Origin of the sequence: Nitratireductor arenosus (assembly GCF_009742725.1) — a bacterium.
Lineage (GTDB): Bacteria > Pseudomonadota > Alphaproteobacteria > Rhizobiales > Rhizobiaceae > Mangrovimarina > Mangrovimarina arenosa.
The window spans coordinates 114611-132976 of sequence record NZ_WPHG01000003.1 but is presented as its reverse complement, the minus strand read 5'-3'; the positions used below and the strand labels follow the sequence as shown (position 1 = coordinate 132976).

General features: G+C 64.7%; 16 protein-coding genes. 9 read left to right on the top strand and 7 right to left on the bottom strand.

Annotated elements, in window-relative coordinates:
* Positions 1–38 precede the first annotated feature (38 nt).
* The 4 genes from phnY to GN330_RS12595 form a co-directional block, all read right to left on the bottom strand.
* Positions 39–1493 (bottom strand): phosphonoacetaldehyde dehydrogenase, encoded by a 1455-nt coding sequence (gene phnY / locus GN330_RS12610; protein WP_156713064.1) that lies wholly within the window; start codon positions 1491–1493, stop codon positions 39–41.
* Between the two features lie 12 nt (positions 1494–1505).
* Entirely contained in the window at positions 1506–2768 is a 1263-nt protein-coding gene (phnA, locus tag GN330_RS12605; RefSeq protein WP_156713063.1) for a phosphonoacetate hydrolase, read from the bottom strand.
* Positions 2769–2900: 132 nt separating this feature from the next.
* Positions 2901–4103 carry a 2-aminoethylphosphonate--pyruvate transaminase gene (locus GN330_RS12600; protein ID WP_246188669.1) on the bottom strand — a complete coding sequence of 401 codons (1203 nt, stop codon included), beginning with the start codon at positions 4101–4103 and terminating at the stop codon, positions 2901–2903.
* Between the two features lie 98 nt (positions 4104–4201).
* Positions 4202–5869: a Na/Pi cotransporter family protein gene (locus tag GN330_RS12595; protein WP_156713062.1), complete on the bottom strand. Its 1668-nt coding sequence runs from the start codon at positions 5867–5869 to the stop codon at positions 4202–4204.
* 121 nt (positions 5870–5990) lie between these two features.
* On the opposite strand from GN330_RS12595, the gene GN330_RS12590 reads away from it, so the two are divergent.
* Both GN330_RS12590 and GN330_RS12585 read left to right on the top strand, forming a co-directional pair.
* The gene (locus tag GN330_RS12590; RefSeq protein WP_156713061.1) at positions 5991–6893 is read left to right on the top strand and encodes a LysR substrate-binding domain-containing protein; all 903 of its coding nucleotides are present in this window, start codon (positions 5991–5993) and stop codon (positions 6891–6893) included.
* Between the two features lie 339 nt (positions 6894–7232).
* Positions 7233–7445, top strand: a complete 213-nt coding sequence (locus GN330_RS12585; protein ID WP_156713060.1) for an ABC transporter permease family protein — start codon at positions 7233–7235, stop codon at positions 7443–7445.
* Positions 7446–7598: 153 nt separating this feature from the next.
* On the opposite strand, the gene GN330_RS12580 is transcribed toward GN330_RS12585, so the two are convergent.
* Positions 7599–8087: a MarR family winged helix-turn-helix transcriptional regulator gene (locus tag GN330_RS12580; RefSeq protein ID WP_197435151.1), complete on the bottom strand. Its 489-nt coding sequence runs from the start codon at positions 8085–8087 to the stop codon at positions 7599–7601.
* 124 nt (positions 8088–8211) lie between these two features.
* Between GN330_RS12580 and GN330_RS12575 the strand changes: the two genes are divergently transcribed.
* The 3 genes from GN330_RS12575 to GN330_RS12565 are packed head-to-tail and all read left to right on the top strand — an operon-like array spanning position 8212 to position 12723.
* Positions 8212–10560 (top strand): oxidoreductase, encoded by a 2349-nt coding sequence (locus GN330_RS12575; RefSeq protein WP_156713058.1) that lies wholly within the window; start codon positions 8212–8214, stop codon positions 10558–10560.
* Positions 10561–10590: 30 nt separating this feature from the next.
* Positions 10591–12159, top strand: coding sequence for a class I adenylate-forming enzyme family protein (locus GN330_RS12570; RefSeq protein WP_156713057.1), 1569 nt, complete (start codon positions 10591–10593; stop codon positions 12157–12159).
* Positions 12160–12162: 3 nt separating this feature from the next.
* Positions 12163–12723 (top strand): carboxymuconolactone decarboxylase family protein, encoded by a 561-nt coding sequence (locus GN330_RS12565; protein ID WP_156713056.1) that lies wholly within the window; start codon positions 12163–12165, stop codon positions 12721–12723.
* Between the two features lie 16 nt (positions 12724–12739).
* Here the strand turns inward: GN330_RS12565 and GN330_RS12560 are convergent, their stop codons facing one another.
* Positions 12740–13453 carry a glutathione S-transferase N-terminal domain-containing protein gene (locus GN330_RS12560; RefSeq protein ID WP_343040626.1) on the bottom strand — a complete coding sequence of 238 codons (714 nt, stop codon included), beginning with the start codon at positions 13451–13453 and terminating at the stop codon, positions 12740–12742.
* A gap of 130 nt (positions 13454–13583) precedes the next feature.
* Between GN330_RS12560 and GN330_RS12555 the strand changes: the two genes are divergently transcribed.
* On the top strand, positions 13584–14081 hold the full coding sequence (locus GN330_RS12555) for a winged helix DNA-binding protein (protein ID WP_197435150.1): 498 nt from the start codon (positions 13584–13586) through the stop codon (positions 14079–14081).
* 52 nt (positions 14082–14133) lie between these two features.
* On the top strand, positions 14134–15276 hold the full coding sequence (locus GN330_RS12550; RefSeq protein WP_156713054.1) for an ABC transporter substrate-binding protein: 1143 nt from the start codon (positions 14134–14136) through the stop codon (positions 15274–15276).
* An 83-nt stretch (positions 15277–15359) separates the two neighbouring features.
* On the opposite strand, the gene GN330_RS12545 is transcribed toward GN330_RS12550, so the two are convergent.
* Positions 15360–16307: a LysR substrate-binding domain-containing protein gene (locus GN330_RS12545; RefSeq protein ID WP_156713053.1), complete on the bottom strand. Its 948-nt coding sequence runs from the start codon at positions 16305–16307 to the stop codon at positions 15360–15362.
* Between the two features lie 116 nt (positions 16308–16423).
* On the opposite strand from GN330_RS12545, the gene GN330_RS12540 reads away from it, so the two are divergent.
* Both GN330_RS12540 and GN330_RS12535 read left to right on the top strand, forming a co-directional pair.
* Positions 16424–17563, top strand: a complete 1140-nt coding sequence (locus GN330_RS12540) for a TauD/TfdA family dioxygenase (RefSeq protein ID WP_156713052.1) — start codon at positions 16424–16426, stop codon at positions 17561–17563.
* The gene (locus GN330_RS12535; protein ID WP_197435149.1) at positions 17560–18324 is read left to right on the top strand and encodes a class II aldolase/adducin family protein; all 765 of its coding nucleotides are present in this window, start codon (positions 17560–17562) and stop codon (positions 18322–18324) included. Before GN330_RS12540 ends, GN330_RS12535 begins: the two co-directional genes overlap by 4 nt.
* Positions 18325–18366 lie beyond the last annotated feature (42 nt).

Here is an 18366-nt window from a genome sequence, read left to right as displayed (position 1 = left end):
GTCGGCAGCCGGCGGCGCGAGAAAGACGCCGCCAAGTTCTACCACGGCAAGGAGAACGTCTTGACGTTGGTGAAGCTCTTCATCGCCTCGATGACCCCTTCCTTGTAACCGTTGCCCGAATCCTTGATGCCGCCGAAGGGGCTCATCTCGATACGGTAGCCCGGCACTTCCCAGATATTGACCGTACCGACCTGAAGACCGGCAATATATTTCTGCATACGGCGGAAGTCGTTTGTGCACACGCCAGACGAGAGGCCGAACGCCGTCGAGTTCGACAATGCGATCAGAGCGTCGTCATCGTCGGGCGCGCGGATGATCGGCACGATCGGCCCAAAAGTCTCCTCCATGACCAGTTCGGAGGCGTGGGGGACGCGGTCAACGACGATCGGCGGCAGAAGCGCGCCGCGGCGACCTGGATTGTAGAGGATGTCCGCGCCCGCCTCGGCGGCCATGTCGACGCGGTCCTCGAACAGCTTCGCGGCACGCTCGTGGACAACCGTGCCGAGGTCGGTCGAAGGGTCCATCGGATCGCCGAAACGGAGCTTCTTGGCCCGTTCCAGCACCAGCGGCACGAAACGGTCGGCCACCCGCTCCTGAACGAGGATGCGCTTGACGGCTGTGCAACGCTGGCCCGAATTCTTGGTCGCGCCGGCCACCGCGAGGTCGGCGGCCCTGGCGAGGTCGTCGTCGGAGAGGTCGTTGAGCACAAGCAGCGGGTCGTTGCCGCCAAGTTCGAGCACCTGACGCTTGTAACCGGCCTTGGATGCGATCAGCTTGCCAACCGGCACGCCGCCGGTAAAGGTGATCAGCTCGATGTCCGGATTGGTGATCATCTCGTCGCCGATATCGTCGGGCCAGCCCGTGACCACCGACAGCATCTCGGGCGGCAGACCGGCTTCGTAGAGCATGTCGGCCAGCACCAGCGCCGTCATCGGCGTGAGTTCCGTCGGCTTCACCACGACGCAGTTGTTGGTCGCGATCGCCGGCGCCACCTTGTGCGACACCATATTGAGCGGGTGGTTGAAGGGCGTGATCGCCGAAATCGCCTTCAGCGGCTCGCGCGTCGTGAAGATCTTGCGCTGCTTGCCGTGCGGGGTCAGGTCGCAGGAAAATATCTGTCCGTCGTCATGAATGCACATCTGCCCCGACAGGGTGAAGACGTCGAAGGCCCGGCCGACTTCGTAAAGCGAGTCGGTCTTGGAGATGCCCAGTTCCAGCGTGACGAGATCGGATATCTCGTCCTTGCGCGCGTTTAGAAGCTCCGCCGTCTTGAGCAGGATTTTCTGGCGATCGTAGCGCGTCAGCGTCGGCTTGTAGGCGGCAGCGATCTCAAAGGCGCGTCGCGCATGGTCCGCGCCGCCGGCCGGCACCGTGCCGACGACTGTATCGTTCCATGGATAGCGGACCTCCACAACGCCCTCGGCATCGACCTTTTGTCCGGCGATCCGCATCGGCTCGTGGCGGACCGCGATAGTTGTTTCAGCCTTGGTCATGGCGTTCCAACCTCAATTCGTCTGCTGAGCCGCGGCCAGCGCCGCGTAGTAGAAAGCGTCGAAATTGCGCAAGTCGGGCCTGTCGGGCAGGTCGGGCAGGACGCGGTTGACGATGAACGGCACTTCCTGCTCGGTCAGTCCACCATGCGAGCGTAGCGGCTCGTTGAGCGCCGCGAGATCGTGCCTGTGCTGGCTGGTGCCGATGGTCATATTCTGCGTGGAGATCAGCACGATGTCGCCGATGCGGTCGGCCGGCAGCTCGAAACGGTCGCAGGCCGTCGCATTGTCGACGACGAGCAGAATGCCGTCCACCTTCGCAAGCCTGTCGATGATCGCCTGCCGGTCGACGCCTTCGGGCAGATAGGCGGTCGCAAACGAGCCGAGCGCGCCATGGTGCACAACGTAGGGATCGGTGATCGGCAGGATGAGACGGGCGGCGTCCTTGCCCAGCCATTCGTCGAGCAGATCCTGCACGTAGACCACCGCCGGCGAGCCGTCGGCCAGATGCTTCGGCTTCATGCCGTGATCGGCGGTGACGACGATCGCCGCGCCCATGGCGTCGAGCTTCGCGAGATATGTGTCGAACATCTCGTAGAAGGCGTTCGCCTGCGGCACGCCCGGCGCGTATTTGTGCTGCACATAGTCGGTCGTGGTCAGATACATGATTTCGGGTCTGAACTCGCTGAGCAGTTGCACACCGGCAGCGAACACGAACTCAGACAGCTCCGCCGAATAAACTTCCGGCACGGCCAGCCCAAAATGCTTCGAGGCATTGTCGATCCCATGCTCGGCCACGGTGGTAGTGTCCGACTTTTCCGCCGAGAAACACATGGCGCGGCCTTCGTCGAATTTCAGACCCTTGCCGAGCAGCGCGCGCAGCTTGTCCTTGGCCGTGACCACCGCGACCCTGGCGCCGGCATCGTAGAAGGCCTGGAAGACGGTCGGCGCGCGCAGAAAGCGCGGATCGTTCATCATCACTTCCTCGCCGGTCTCCCGCTCGTAGAGATAGTTGCCGCAAATGCCGTGCACGGCCGGCGGCCGGCCGGTGGCGATCGACAGATTGTTTGGATTGGTGAAGCTCGGGACCACCGAATGCGCGAAGCGGACCGTGCCCTTCGCCTTGATTTTCTCCAGCGCCGGCATCAGACCCGCCGCGATCGCCGCATCCAGATAGGCCGGCTCGCAACCGTCCAGACAGATCGCGATCGCGGCCACACGTGGCCAAGCGTAGTTGCGCCCGTTGGCGGAAACTGTGACGGGGGACATCTGGTTCATCGCTGCTTTCCCTGGCTCGGCCGCGCGGCCATCGCGCGCGTATCGCTGATCGTTGGGCGGGATCCTTGGTTCAGTAGATCCATTTGCCAAAATCGTTATTCTGAATTCTATCCATTGATCTGATCTATATATTCACGCGGCCAGCTTCGCGCGCTCGTCGAGCGCGGCGCGCGGTGGCGCCGCGTCGGACACATCCATTTGCGAAAGCGATTGGCGCGCCGCCTCGACCACGCGACGCATGACATCCTCGTTCATGCGGCCGATGCAGCCGATGCGGAACGATTCCACCACCGTCAGCTTGCCCGGATAGATGACGAACCCTTTGTCCTTCATCAGCTCGTAGAAGCGCTGGAACGAGAAATTCGCATGCGCCGGACAGAAGAAAGTGACGATGATCGGGGACAGCCAGCGTTCGGAAAGCAGCGTCTCGAAGCCGAGTTGGCGCATACCGGCGACCATGACGTCGCGGTTCTTGAGATAACGCGCACCGCGCGCCGCGACTCCGCCCTCGGCCTCATGGGCGCGCAATGCCTCAAGGAAAGCGGCGACGACATGCGTCGGCGGCGTAAAACGCCATTGACCGGTCTTTTCCATCGTCGCCCATTGGGCGTGGACGTCGAGCGACAAGGAATGGCTGCGGCCCTTGGCGGCCTCGAGCTCGCTCTTCCTGGCGATGACGAAACCGAAACCCGGCACACCCTCGATGCATTTGTTGGCCGAGGACACCATCGCCTCGTACCGGATCTCGTTGACGTCGAGGGGAATGGCACCGAACGCGCTCATCGAATCGACCAGAAGCTTGCGGCCGCTGGCGTAGACGGCGCGGGAGATTTCGGCGACCGGGTTGAGGATGCCGGAGCTTGTCTCGCAATGGATGGCGATGACATGCGTGATCGCCGGATCGGCGTCGAGAGCCGCGGCCACTTCCTCACCGCGGGGCGGAAGGTAGTCGCCCTTATCAATGAGCGTGTGGGCGCGACCGAGATATTGCATGATCTGGGCGGCGCGCAGCCCATAGGCGCCATTGGCCAGCACGAGAACCTTGCCATCGCGCGGCACGAACGAGCCGAGCATCGCCTCGACGCAGAAAGTGCCGCTGCCCTGGATCGGCACGCAGTCGAATTCTGCCTTGGCGTCGCCCGTCAGCGCCAGCAGCCTGCGGCGCAGATCGGCGGTCATGGCCCGGAAGTCACCGTCCCACGAGCCCCAGTCGCGGAGCATGGCCTGCTTGACGGCGAAGGACGTGGTCAAGGGGCCGGGGGTTAGGAGATAGGGTTCGCCCAATGCTGGCGAATCGAAGCCTTCGGTCGTTGCCATGTCGGTTTCGGCCCTCATCGTGGTTCCTCCCGGTGCCGCCTGTATCCGCAGCACTCTGGGCCAATTCGATGTATCTGCAAAATCGTTATTTTATATCAAATCATAAACTAGATCGTTCATGTTGTCTGTGTGAGCCGGCTGTGCAGAAGATCGCCGCTTTCGGTCAGCAAGGGATAGGCGACGGTGACCAGGAGCGAGTTGATCTCCTTGAGAGCGCGCGCGACCTCCAGGTGCATGTCACTGGTTTCGACACTTTCCGGCGTACCGGTTCGCAGCCGCGAGAGGTGACGGTCATGGCTGCGGCGCTCCAGCACCCTCATCCGTTCCTTTTCGACGACGAGTTGGCGCGCCGCCGGCAAGTCGTTCGACACCAGTACGTTGAGCGCCAGATGCATGTTTTCCACCAGCCGGTCGTGCAGTTCGGTGAGTTCGGCCCAACCTTCGCCGGAAAAGCGCAGATTGCGTCGCAACCGCTCGTCGGCAAGCACCAGCAGGGTTTTGGCGACGATGTCGCCGGCGTGTTCGAGGTTTATCGCGAAGTCCGTGAGTTCGATGCTTTTCCTGGCCTCCTCGCCGGTCATGTGGCCCCGGTTGACCTCGGCGAGATAGAGCTTGATCTCGGTATGGGCCCGGTTGACCTCGGTATCGACCCCGCGCAAGCGGGCGATTTCCTCGCGCGTGCCGGAGGCGAAAAGCTTCATCACGGGGCGCACCATGATCTCGACGAGTTCGCCCATGCGCAACAGTTCGCGCGTCGCGCTGGCAAGCGCCAGCCTGGGTCTGTCGATGACGGCTCGATCGAGCGCGCTGGTCCGGTTGCCGAGCTGGCTTTCCGCGCCGGTGGCGCCAGGCAGGTCGGGCAGCAGCGCCTGGGTCAATCGTGCCATCAACCCCGCGAAGGGCAGGCAAACGACGAGCAGGCAGGCGTTGAAGACGACGTGGAGATTGACAAGGGCGGCGCCATGATTGCCGCCGAGCAGCTCGACCGGCAGACCGGCCGCTTCCACCGCCATCAGGGCGAACACGGCGCCGACAGCCCGGAACAGCAGGTTTCCGACCGGGATGCGCTGCGCCGCTGGCTGCATGCCGCGCGACAGCCAGAAAGCTATCAGCCCGCCGCCCAGATTTGCGCCGAGAACCAACGGCACGCCAGCCTCCAACGGCAGCAGGCCCTGGCTGACAAAGGCCGCCACCATCAGGACCGACGCGACGCTGGAATGAACCAGCCAGGTGAACATCGCGCCGATGATGAAGGCGGTGACGTAGTCGTCGGCCAGATAGGCCGAGAAGGCCGGCAACATAGTGCTTTCGCGCAGTGGGTGTGTGGCTTCGCCGATAAGGTTTAGCGACAAGAGAACAAAGCCGATGCCGAGCACCATGCGTCCCGCCTCGCGGACCCTTTGTCCCGGCAACTTGAGAAACATCACACCGCCGGCGAAAAGGCAGACCGGCACCATCCAGCCGAGATCGAAGGACAGGACGCGCACAACCAGCGCCGAACCGAGATCGGCGCCCAGCAGCAGCGACAGCCCCACCGGCAGCGCGAGCACGCCGCTGGCGGCGAAGCCGCAGGCGAGCATCGCCACCGCCGTCGAACTCTGCAGCATGATCGCCAGCGCAACGCCGCCGCCGGCGGCCTTCACCGGGCCGCTCTTGGCCCCGCCCAGCAGCCGGCGCAACGCGGTTCCATATGCCCGCTCCATGCCGGTGCGCACCATATGCACGGCATAAAGCAACAACATCGTCGCGCCGGCCAGATGGAGCAGGATGATGGAAAAATGCATGGCGTGCCGCCCCGTTTCGTAGACGCATGACAGAAGCGGGGACGGTCACTTTTCGCTTTACATAAGTCAATTCGTTAGTTTCTATACTTCCATCGATTGAAACTATCGAAGGCTCCGCCGCTTGCGTTATGTACAACTCCGCGCCTTCCACTACGTCGCCATTACCGGCGGATTTTCGCGCGCGGCCGAAGCGCTGTTTTTGACCCAGCCGGCGATCTCCGACCAAGTGCGGAAACTGGAAGAGGAGTATGACGTGCTCCTCTTCAACCGGCATAAGAAGCAGGTGACGCTGACGGGCTTCGGACAGCAGTTGCTCGAAATCACGCATCGGATGTTCGACACCGAGCAGCAGGCGCTGGATCTTTTGTCTGAATCGCGCGCGCTCAGGTCCGGCACGCTGCGTATCATCGCCGATGCCGCGCATCATCTGCTGCAGATTCTCGGCCGCTTTCGCGAACGTTATCCCGGCATCCGGATATCGGTGCGATCCGGCAATACGGAGACGGTGATCGCCAGCTTGTTCGCCTATGAAGCCGATATCGGCGTTCTCGGCGAAATCCCGAAAGGGCGCGAATTCGACATGCTGAAACTGAACTCGACGCCGATCATCGCCTTCGTCGCGAACGCACACCCGCTTGCGGGTCGGAAAAAGATGAGCTTCACCGAACTGACCGAGCATTCGCTGATCCTGCGCGAACGTGGATCCAAGACCCGGCAGAAGCTCGAAGCGATGGCCGCATCGCAGAATATCGCCTTGCGCCCGTCGATCGAAGCGGAAGGCCGCGAGGCGGTCCGGGAGATCGTCGCGTCGGGCGGCGGCGTCGGCTTCGTGTCGTCAGCCGAGTTTGGCAGGGATCGCACGCTGGCATCGATCGAGATCGATGCCCCGCAGATGCTGATGGACGAAGCCTTGATCTGCCTGCGCGAACGCTCGGGTGGCAAGCTGGTGCGCGCGTTCTGGAGCATCGCCGGTGAACTGGCATCCGTCGATACGTCGCCTGCGCCTACGGAACCGGGCCCATAAACGCTTCGATCTTGGGGGAATGGCGGCGCAGCTGAAGACAGGCCAGCCGGTATTCGGCGCGCAATATCACCATCAGCAAACGCATCGCCTATCCGCTCAGCCGATTCGCCATCATAGGCAGCCGCTCGATCCACGAGACGATCTGGACAATCCTGTTCGTGAGGTTGCTTGGTTTCGGCATGCTTGCTGGAACGCTGGCTCTGACCGTGTTTTGCATCGGCTTCGCCGGCAAGCTGTTTTCCGGCGACCTCGAGCCGATTGACAGGGGGCCAGTGGAGGCCATGCGCTCCGCGGGCGCCAGCCCCGCAGCAAGTATTCCAATACGCGGTTCTGCCGCAGGTGCGCGTCGCCTTTACCGGCATCGCCATCTACACTTGGGACGTCGCCTTCCGCGCGGCGACCGTGGTCGGCTTCTTCGGCGGCGGCGGCATGGGGTGGTATCTCAAGGGGACGACGCAGCAGTTGGAAAGCACGCGGGTCGCGGCGATCCTGCTGGTGATCGTCGGCCTGATGCTGTTGGCCGAGATCGGGTCCGGCTGGGTGCGCAAGTAGATCGCCAGGATGCGGTAGGAATTTCCCTCGCTTGGTGACGTTCAGCGCCTACGGTCTTTGCAGCAATCCCATAACACCGAGAACCGAGCTTCGCCCACGTCGGACGGCTCCGTTTTCATGGTTTCGGCCAGTGTTTCGGGACAATGTTCCCGGTCAGCGCCGCAGCGACTGCGCGTTCGCCTTCAAGCGCTGCAGGAGCCGGCACAGCTGACGGTATTCGTCGTCGGAAAAATCCCTGAACAATTGGGCGCGCAGATTGCGCACGCCGAGATTGCTCGCCCGCAGCAGGTCCCGCCCCTTGCCGGTTATCGCCACGATCGAAATGCGCTTGTCGTGCGAGAACGCCTGTTTGCTGACCAGGCCGTCGGCGATCAGGCGATCGACAAGACGGCTCGTTACCGTGCGCTCGATCACCGAAAGCTCGGCCAGGTCCAGCAGCGACATCGGGCCGCGCTCGTCCAGGCACGACAGGATGCGCCAGCCGGTGAGCTTCAGCCCCGAAGCCCTGAGCGCGGTCTCCATCTGATCGCGATTGAGGCGTTGCAGGAAGGAGATCAGATATTCCGGCGCGTCGACCAGCGGCTCGTCGGGGCGCGGCACGCGCGCATCGCCATCGGTCTCCACCATCTCGTCCGTCGCCAAGGCCCGTTTCCCTTCCGGCTGTCCACGCCAAACGCCAGTTACCACGGCGACGTCTTGATTGGCAATTATGTGTATGATATGTGCTTTCCCACATAATAACACTGACCGCCCTGGAGCGCCGTTCATGAAGATCACCGTCGTCGGAGGCGGCCCGGGGGGCCTCTATCTCGCGCTCTTGACCAAAAAGGCCCGTCCGGACTGGACGGTGGAAGTGTTCGAGCAGAACCAGGCCGACGACACGTTCGGCTTCGGCGTCGTCTTTTCCGACGAGACGCTCGACGAATTCCTGAGCCGCGACAAGCCGGTCTTCGAGCGCATGCGCGAGGAACTCGCCTACTGGCAGGACGTCGCCATTCATTTCAAAGGCGAGGAAATCCGCATCGGCGGCAACGGCTTTTGCGGCGTGTCGCGCCAGACATTGCTGAGCATCCTGCAGGAACGCTGCGCGCAACTGGGCGTCGCGCTGAGCTTCGGGACGACGATCGACCCCGACACGATCGCCGAACGTTTCGCCGACAGCGACGTGATCGTGGCCAGCGACGGGATCAATTCGCGTATTCGCGAGGCTTTTGCCGAGGATTTCCGGCCAAAGACCGAGCTCAAGCAGAACCGCTTCTGCTGGATGGGTTCGTCGCGCCCGATGGACGCGTTCAACTATTTCTTCCGCGAGACCGAACACGGCATCATCTGCGCGCATTGCTACCAGTACCAGCCCGACCGCTCGACCTGGGTGTTCGAGATGGACGAGGCGTGCTGGCAGGGGCACGGATTTTCCGAGTTCGACGAGGAGGATTCACGGCGCCGCCTCGAATCCATCTTCGCCGAGGAGCTCGAGGGACATCCCCTGCTGCTCAACCGCTCGTTCTGGCGCCGCTTTCCGCGCGTGTTCTGCGAGACCTGGCGGTCCGGCAAGATTGCTATCCTGGGCGACGCCAAGGCGTCGGCGCATTTTTCCATCGGCTCGGGCACCAAGCTGGCGATGGAATGCGCCATCGCCCTGTCGGACGCGCTGGTGGCGCATGAACGGGACGGCGTCGAGGCCGCCTTCGAGGCCTATGACCGCGAACGCCGCACGCCCTGCCAGATCACCCAGCACAATGCCGACGTCTCGCTTGCCTGGTTCGAGCACATGGACCGGTCGTGGGATCTCGATCCGCTGCAATTCGCCATGGTGGTGATGTGTCGCGCGAAATCGGTGACCTACGACAATCTCCTGCTGCGCGACCCCGGCTTCGTGCAGCGCGCCGACGACGCCTGGTACGAGCGCCATTGGCGCGAGACCGGCGAGGACGTGCGCGACAACCGGCCGACGCCGATGTTCACCCGCTTTCGCCTGCGCGAGATGGAACTGTCCAACCGGGTGGTGATGAGCGCGATGGCGCAGTACAGCGCCGACGACCAGGGCAACCCGACCGACTGGCACAAGGTGCATTACGGATCGCACGCGATGGGCGGCATGGGGCTGATCGTCACCGAGATGACCTGCCCGTCGCCGGATGCGCGCATCACCGAGGGCTGCACCGGCCTGTGGAGCGACGAACACGAGCGACGCTGGCGTGAGATCGTCGATTTCGTGCATGCCCATTCGGGGGCCAGGATCTGCATGCAGCTCGGCCATGCCGGCCGCAAGGGCTCGACCCAGCTCGGCTGGCAAAAGGCCGACGTGCCGATCGCCGAGGAAAGCCGCAACTGGCCGCTCGTCTCCGCCTCGCCGATCCCGTTCGTCGACGGCGTCAACGCGGTGCCGGCCGAATTGGACCGGACCGGCATGGAGCGCATCCGCGACCAGTTCGTGGCGGCGACGCGGCGCGCCGCGCGCGCGGGTTTCGACATGCTCGAATTGCATTGCGCGCACGGCTATCTGCTGGCCAGCTTCCTGTCGCCGCTGACCAACACGCGCAGCGACGCCTATGGCGGGCCGATCGAAAACCGGCTGCGCTGGCCGCTGGAGGTGTTTTCGGCCATGCGGGAGGCCTGGCCGTCCGAACGGCCGATGTCGGTGCGCGTGTCCGGCACCGACTGGAAGGAGGGCGGCCTGTCGGAGGCGGATCTTCTCGCCATCGCGACGGCCTTTCACGAGGCCGGCTGCGACCTGATCGACGTGTCGGCCGGCCAAACGGTCGCCGATCAGGAGCCCGTTTATGGACGCATGTTCCAGACCCATCTGGCCGAAGCCGTCCGCAACGTGCCCAAGATCGCCACGATGGCGGTCGGGGCGATCACCGAACCGGCGCAGATCAACACCATCCTGCACACCAGGCGCGCCGATCTGGTCGCGCTGGCGCGGCCGCATCTGTGGAACCCGTTCTTCACCCATCAGGCCGCCGCCTGGTACGGGACCCGTAATGAGGCGATGTGGCCGAAACAATATCTTTCCGGCGCCATGCAGGCCTTCCGTGAGCAGGAAAAGACGCGTGAAAAACTCGTCGACCTGCAAAAGAAGGCCGCGCCCGGACGGCACAATCTCGCCTGACCGCGAGTTCACGAGGAGGGAGGTCCATCAATGCCGACAACCGAATTGGCGACGCTGCCGGACTGGCTGGAGGTCCACCGGCGCGAACGCCCGGACGCCGTCGCGATCAGCGGCGACGGCGCCGACGTCAGCTACGCCGAGCTGGCCGACGACGTCGCCAGGCTTGCCGCGGGCCTGGCGGCTTCAGGCATCGGCAAGAACGACGTCGTGGCCGCGCAACTGCCCAATGGCCGGGCATTCGTGACGGCGTTCCTGGCCACGGCAGCGCTCGGGGCAATCTTCCAGACCCTGCACATGCCCTATCGCAGCAAGGAACTGCGCTATCTCATCGGCCATGCCGGTGCCAAGGCGGTGTTTGCGCTCGCGGCCGCCGGCGGGGCCTCGCCGGCAAGCGACATCCTGGCGCTGAAGGCCGAGCTGCCGACACTCGAGCATGTCGTCGGCGTCGGCGGGGCTGTCGACGGGACACTGTCCTACGCGGCGCTGCTGCGTTCAGAGCCCCTCAGGGTCGAAACCGCGGCCGGCCCCGATGACACCTATCTTGTGCTTTACACCTCCGGCACCACGGCCGAGCCGAAAGGTGTCCCGCACAGCGCGCGCGCCTTTCTGGGCAACGCGTTCCGCTCCGTCGCCGAACTGGAGATCGGGCCGGACTCGCGCGTCCTGTCGGTCGCGGCGCTGTCGCATCTCTACGGGCTGTTCACCGTCCACCTGGCGCTGGCTGCCGGGGCGACGATCACGCTGCTGCCGGCGTTCCAGCCGGCCTCGTTCGCCCAGGACTTGGAGGCGCTCGCGCCGACCCATGTGTTTGCCGCGCCGGCGCATTTCGCCCCGCTGGTCGCCGAGAGCGCGCTGACGGAGGCGCATCTGCGTTCGGTGGAAGTGCTTTGCCTTTCGGGCACGACCGTTCCGCCGCCGCTCGCCGCGGCGGTCGACGCGCTGCTTGACGACGGCGCGGTCATCCAGCTTTGGGGGATGAGCGAATTGCAGGCCGGCACGTTCGGCCGTCCGCAAGACCCGCTCGAAACGCGTATCGCCACGGCTGGCCGGGTTTCGCCGCGCACCGAATTGCGGATCGTGGCGGAGACCGGCGAAACGGCGCCAGCCGGCGTGGAAGGGGAACTCGAAGTACGCGGTCCGTCGGTTTTTGCTGGCTATCTGAACAACCCGGCCGAAACCGAACGCGCTTTCACCCCGGATGGCTGGTTCCGCAGCGGCGATCTGGCGCGCATCGACCAGGCCGGCTATCTGACGCTCACCGGTCGGACCAAGGAGCTGATCAATCGCGGCGGCGTCAAATACAACCCCGTCGAGGTCGAACTGATCGCGATCACGCACCAGGCCGTGCTGCACTGCGCCGTGGTTGCCTATCCGGACGCCGTCCTGGGCGAGCGCGCCTGTCTGTGCGTGGAAGCAAGGCCCGGCCAGGCGATCACGCTCGACGATATCCGCACGCTGCTCGAGGCGCGCGGCGTCGCCAAATATAAATGGCCCGAGAGGCTGGAGATCCTTCCCAATCTGCCGATGACGCCGACCCGCAAGGTCATGCGCGGCGCGCTGGCGGCAATGCTGATCACTCCCAAAACCCAACAAGGATAGACAATGCAATACGAACTTTTCGAGCCCGCATCCGCGCCGGGCAATGCCGGTGCGCAGCTTTCGGGCGTGCAGGAGAAGATGGGCGGGCTGCTGCCCAATCTCTACCGCCAGATGGCCGGCGCGCCGGTCGTGCTGGAAGCTTATCTGACGCTAACGGAGATCCTGTCCCGGACCTCCTTCACGCCGGCCGAGCAGCAGCTCGTACTGCTGACGGCAAGCACCCGCAACGGCTGCCGCTACTGCGTGGCGGCGCATTCGTCGGGCGGGCGCATGGCCAAGCTCGACAAGGAGGCGATCGAGGCGGTACGAGCCGGTTCGCCGGCTAACGATACCCGCCTGCAGGCGCTGCGCAGCTTCACCGAACATATGCTGGAACGGCGCGGCAAGGCCGACAAGGCGGAGATCGAGGCCTTTCTCGATGCGGGCTTCACCCAGCAACAGGCGGCCGAACTGCTGGTCGGCCTGGCCATGAAGACGCTGTCCAACTATTTCTCGCGGCTGGCCGAAACGCCGCTTGACGACTTCCTGTCGCGCATGGCCTGGGACGGCAACGATCGGGTGTGAGGCGCGGCCCCAGCCTTCAGTCCGCTTCAGCCCGCTCCCGCCACGACGGATGGGAGCGGGCGAGACCGTCGAACAGGTCCAGCATCGCCTCGCGCCACACGCCGACCGGATCGCCGTCTTCGAGCGGCTCGAACGGACTGACCAGCCTGGCCCACTGAAAGATGCTGAACAGCGCATAGTCGGCGTAAGCCGGCCGCGCGCCCGACAGGAACGGCGTCGCGCGCAGCACCGCGCGCGCCGGCGCGATCGTCCGCCGGAAGCTCTTGATACGCCGCTCGCGATCGGCGGCGAGCTCTTCGAGCGTGGCGCCGAAAGCGCGCTCGAACTGGCCGCGCAGATGGGCGGCATCCGCCGCGTCCAGGCACGCGACCACATCGATCGCCAGCAGCGGCACCAGCACCGGCACGACCTGCCGGTCGACCCATTGCGCAGCGAACGCCGCCAACGCCCGCGCGGTCGCGTCGCCGAACAGCGACGGCCGGTCGGGATAGTGCTCTTCGAGATAGGTGGCGATCGCCCAGGAATCGGGGACGACGCGCGCGCCGTCGACCAGGACCGGCACCTTGTCCTGGCCGCTGAAAGCGAGCGCGGCCTTGTCGCTGACGGCGACCGGGCAGAAAGAAGCGTCCAGCCCCTTATGCGCCAAGGCGAGACGCGAGCGCCAGGAGAATTGGCTGTATCGCAGACCGTCCCGGCCCACGAGTTCGTAGAGAACCATCGACATCGCCATTGACCTTTCCTGCGCGATCGGCATAATCAATCGTGAATTTAATGGTGAAATTACATTGAAACCATCGGTCAAATCCAGTGATAATCCTCACATGACCGAGGGCGCGTCAGCGCTTCGGATCGCGCCGCATTTGTCTGCGACGAGCCGCGAGGCGGCCATCACCGCCTTCGAACAAGCGCTGATCTGCGCGGCCGAGGCGTTTTATCGTTTTGCCAGTTCGTTGCTCGGCCCAGCGGCGCGCGACAACAATCTCACCGGCCAGGATTGCGTCATCCTGCAGCAGCTCGTGGTCGCAGGTTCGCCGCGCAAGGTCGGCGACCTGCTGCGCTTCGCCAATCGCGACGACGCCTCCAACGTCCAATATTCGCTGCGCAAGCTGATGAAGGCGGGTCTCGCGCGCCAGGTCCGGGGCGCCTCGAAGCGCGGCACGGCCTACGAGGTCACCGCCGAGGGCGCGCGCATCTCGGCCCGGCTGGTCGCCATGCGGCGCGAATATCTGACCGCTTCGGTGGGCGAACTCAGCGACGGCGACCAACATCTCGAAGCCTTGACCAGGGCGCTCGGACTGCTGACCGGGGTCTACGACCACGGCAGCAGGCTGATGTCGGCGCAACGACACGAGGACTGACCCCCGGCGCGGCCGGCAATGATGACCACACACCATTTTTGGGAGGAATGGCATGAAGAAGATCACTGCAATCGCGGCGCTTCTGGGCGTCTCACTGGCAAGTACGGCGGCCTTTGCCGAGCCGCTCAAGATCGGCATGATCACTACCTTGTCGGGCGGCGGCTCCGGCCTCGGAATCGGCGCCCGCGACGGCTTCATGCTGGCGATCGAGGAAACCGGCAACAAGGACATCGAGGTCGTCATCGAGGACGACGCCATGAAGCCCGACCTTGCCGTGCAGATCGCCGACAAGATGATCCAGAGCGACAAGGTCGACGTTTTGACCGGCATCATCTGGTCGAACCTCGCGATGGCCGTCGTGCCGGGCGCGGTCAATCAGGGCCTGTTTTACGTCTCGCTCAATGCCGGCCCCTCGGCGCTGGCCGGCAAGCTGTGCAACGAGAACTATTTCAACGCCGCCTGGCAGAACGACAACCTGCACGAGGCAATGGGCAAGCACGCCAACACGTCGGGCTACAAAAAGACCTTCATCCTGGCGCCGAACTATCCGGCCGGCACCGATGCGCTGACCGGCTTCAAGCGCTTCTACGAGGGCGAACTGGCGGGTGAGCTCTACACCAAGCTCGGCCAGAGCGACTACGCCTCCGAGATCGCCCAGATCCGGGCCTCGGGCGCCGACGCGGTCTATTTCTTCCTGCCGGGCGGCATGGGGATTGCCTTCATGAAGCAATACGCCCAGTCGGCGGTCGACATTCCCGTGATGGCGCCGGGTTTCGCGATGGACCAGGACGTGCTGGGCGCGATCGGCGAGTCCGCACTCGGCGTGTTCAACACCGCGCAATGGTCGCCGGATCTCGACAACGACGCCAACAAGGCGTTCGTGGAGGCCTTCAAGGCCAAATATGGCCGCATTCCCTCGATCTTCGCCAGCCAGGGCTACGACACCGCCAAGCTGATCCTGTCGGCGGCGGCCAAGGCGGACGTGAAGGACAAGGATGCGTTCCGCGCGGCCCTGAAGGCGGCCGATTTCGCCTCCACGCGGGGCGATTTCCGGTTCGGGTCGAACAATCATCCGATCCAGGACATCTATGTGCGCAAGGTCGTCAAGTCGGATGACGGCGACCTCACCAACGAGGTGGTCGGCGTCGCCTTCGAGGATCACCAGGACGCTTACGCCAAGGACTGCAAGCTTTAATACCGATGGCTGAACGCCGCCGGCCGGGCCGGTGACGACCAACCGGGCCCGCCCTCCCGCGGCAACAAAGCGGGAGGGCGGGCTCAGCTGTGTTTGCCGCTGCGATCGAGGACGGCGCGCGCGACCTCCCTCGAAGCCTCCCGCGCGTGGACCGTCCTGAGCCAGGCGGCGAAAACGCGCGCGGCCGGCTTGGCAGCACCGCCCGGCGACAGCGTGGCGTAATAGCCCGAGCCAAGGTCAACGCCGGCGTCGGGCCAGGCGACAAGCGCCCCCTCGTCGACCAGTCCCTGGGTGATCGAGCGCCAGCCGAGCACCAGACCGCTGCCGCCAACGGCAGCCTGCACGGCCTGGACGTAATTGTCGAAGATCTGGCTGGAACCGGTATGCCGGCCGGCGCCGCGCCGCGCCAGATAGTCCGGCCAGTCGGCCCAATGCCGCGTCTCGGCGTTGCGCACGTGGATGAGCGGCGCGCCCTCCAGGCCGGTGCCGGACCCCAGCAGCCGCTTCATGAGCACGGGATGGCCGACCGGGCAGACGAGTTCGTCGAACAGTTTTTGCGTCTCTCCGTCCGTCCACCCGCCCCAGCCGTAGCGCAGCGCGACATCGATGCCTGCGGAGACCGCCGGGAGATCGGTCGGCGGCGCCTGCACGTTGACCAGCAGCTCGGGATGAGCCGCATAAAAATCCGGCAGCCGCGGCATCAGCCAGTAGGTCGCCATGCCGAGCGTGCAGGCGACGGTAATCCGCTGGTGCTGGATATCGGCGGAGGCGCGGAGATCGGCGATGGCGGCGGCAATCATGCCGAGCCCTTCGCCGGTTGCGCGGGCGAGTTGCTGGCCCGCCTCCGTCAGGCGCGCCGGGCGGGTGCCCCGATCCAGCAACGCGGTTCCGACATGGTCCTCGAGCGCCTTCAGCGCCTGGGTGACGGCCGGCTGCGACACGTTGAGCCGCGCTGCCGCATGGCGCATCGAGCCGAGCCGGGCGACGAGGTCGAAGGCCGTCAGCAGACGAAGCGGCGGCAAGCGATACATGACTTAATACCCGACTTAAGTTGAGATCAGTTTTATCCGCCTTTTCTTTGCCGAGAGAGTAGAGCGATGCTGGCGTTACCACAAGCCAACACCGTTCTTAAGTTAAGGACAATGCGATGAACGTCATGCAGACCGCGACCCCAGCCGTCAGCCTGTCGGAAAAGGGGCTGCATGTCATCCTTGCCGACGGCCAGCAAGCCTATTTCAACTATTACTGGCTGCGCGACAATTGCCCCACATCGTTCGATCCGGCAACGCGCGAGCGGGTGTTCGACATCTTCCATCTCGACCAGCCGCCGCGCGCCGAAACGGCCGCATTCGACGGCGATGCGCTGATGGTGCGCTGGCAGGGCGAGGACCATGTGACGCGGATGCCGGTGGCGACGCTCGCCCTTTACGCGGACGGGAACCGGCGCCCCGATCCGGCCGACCTGCCGCGGCAGGCCTGGTACGCCGACCACTACCCGCGGATGGCGCGTTTCTCGCAACCCGAGCTGCTTGCCGACCGTGGAAAAGTGTCCGCCTGGATCGAGGCGATGATCGTGGATGGGGTCGCGCTGGTCGCCGACATGCCGGACAGCGACGCGGGACTGACCGAGACCGCCCAACTGATCGGTCAGGTTCGCCCGACCTTCTGGGGCAGCTATTTCGACGTGCGCACCCATATAAAGCCGACGAACCTTGCCTATACGGCCAAGGCGTTGGAACTGCACACCGATACGCCGGCCGAGGAGGTCGCGCCAGGGGTCCAGTTCCTGCATTGCCGCGCCAATTCTGTCGAAGGCGGCGGCAACCTGTTCGCCGACGGCGTGGCGGTGGCCAATGACTTTCGCGCGATCGATCCCGAAGGCTTCCGCCTCCTGTCCAGTATCGATATCCCGTTTTACTGCGAACATGACGGCTACGACATGCGCGCGCGCCAAAGGGTGATCGAGCTGGACGACAAAAACGAGGTCAGCGGCCTGACGATCAGCCAGCACCTAGCCGACATGTTCGACCTGCCGCAAGGCCTGCTCGACGACTATTATCCGGCCTTCTGCCGGTTCGGGAAAATGCTGCAGGACCCACGCTACGTGATGAATTTCCGGATCAAGCCGGGCGAATGCATCACCTTCGACAATCACCGCATCGTGCATGGCCGCGCCGCCTATTCGGCAACCAGCGGCGAGCGTTATTTGCGCGGCTGCTACACCGACCGCGCCGAGATGCGCTCGACCTATCGCGCGCTGGTCGGCGAAGGACGGTTCAAGACATGATGACACGCGGCCTGAAAGCCGTTCCGGACCCAACCGACGAGGTCGTCGCCCTGCGCCGCGACATGGCCGCCGCCTTCCGGCTTTGCCACCATTTCGGATGGAGCGAATCGGTGGGCAATCATTTCAGCGCCGCCGTGTCGCCGGACGGGCGGCGCTTCCTGCTCAATCCGCGCTGGCAGCATTTCGCCACGATCAGGGCCAGCGACCTCATCCTGCTCGACGCCGACGATCCGGGCGTGATGGAACGGCCCGACGCACCCGACCCGTCGGCCTGGACCATCCACGGCGCCATGCACCGGATGCTGCCGCAGGCGCGGGTGATCCTGCATTGCCACGCGCCCCATGCCGTGGCGCTGGCCTGTCTGAAGGACCCGACGCTGTTGCCCCTCGACAACAACACCGCCCGGTTCTTCGGGCGCATCGGGTACGACCTCGCCTTCGGCGGCATTGCCGATGCGGCCGAGGAAGGCCTGCGCCTGGCCGAGGCGATGAAGGGCAATACCGTGCTCGTCATGGCCAATCACGGCGTGTCGATCGCCGGCGAGACGGTCGCCGACGCGTTCGAGGATCTGTATTTTTTTGAAAAGGCCGCCCAAACGCTGGTGCTGGCGCGCTCCACCGGCCAGTCGCTTTCGGTGCTGTCGGATGACGTTGCGCGCGCGACCGCGGCGGGCTGGGCCGCCTATCGCGGCATGGGGCAACGCCATTTCGACTACCTGAAATCGACCCTCGACGCCCGCGATCCGTCCTGGCGCGAATAGAGCCGCACCGCCATTCGCGCGTTTTCAGGCGGAGAGGTAGGC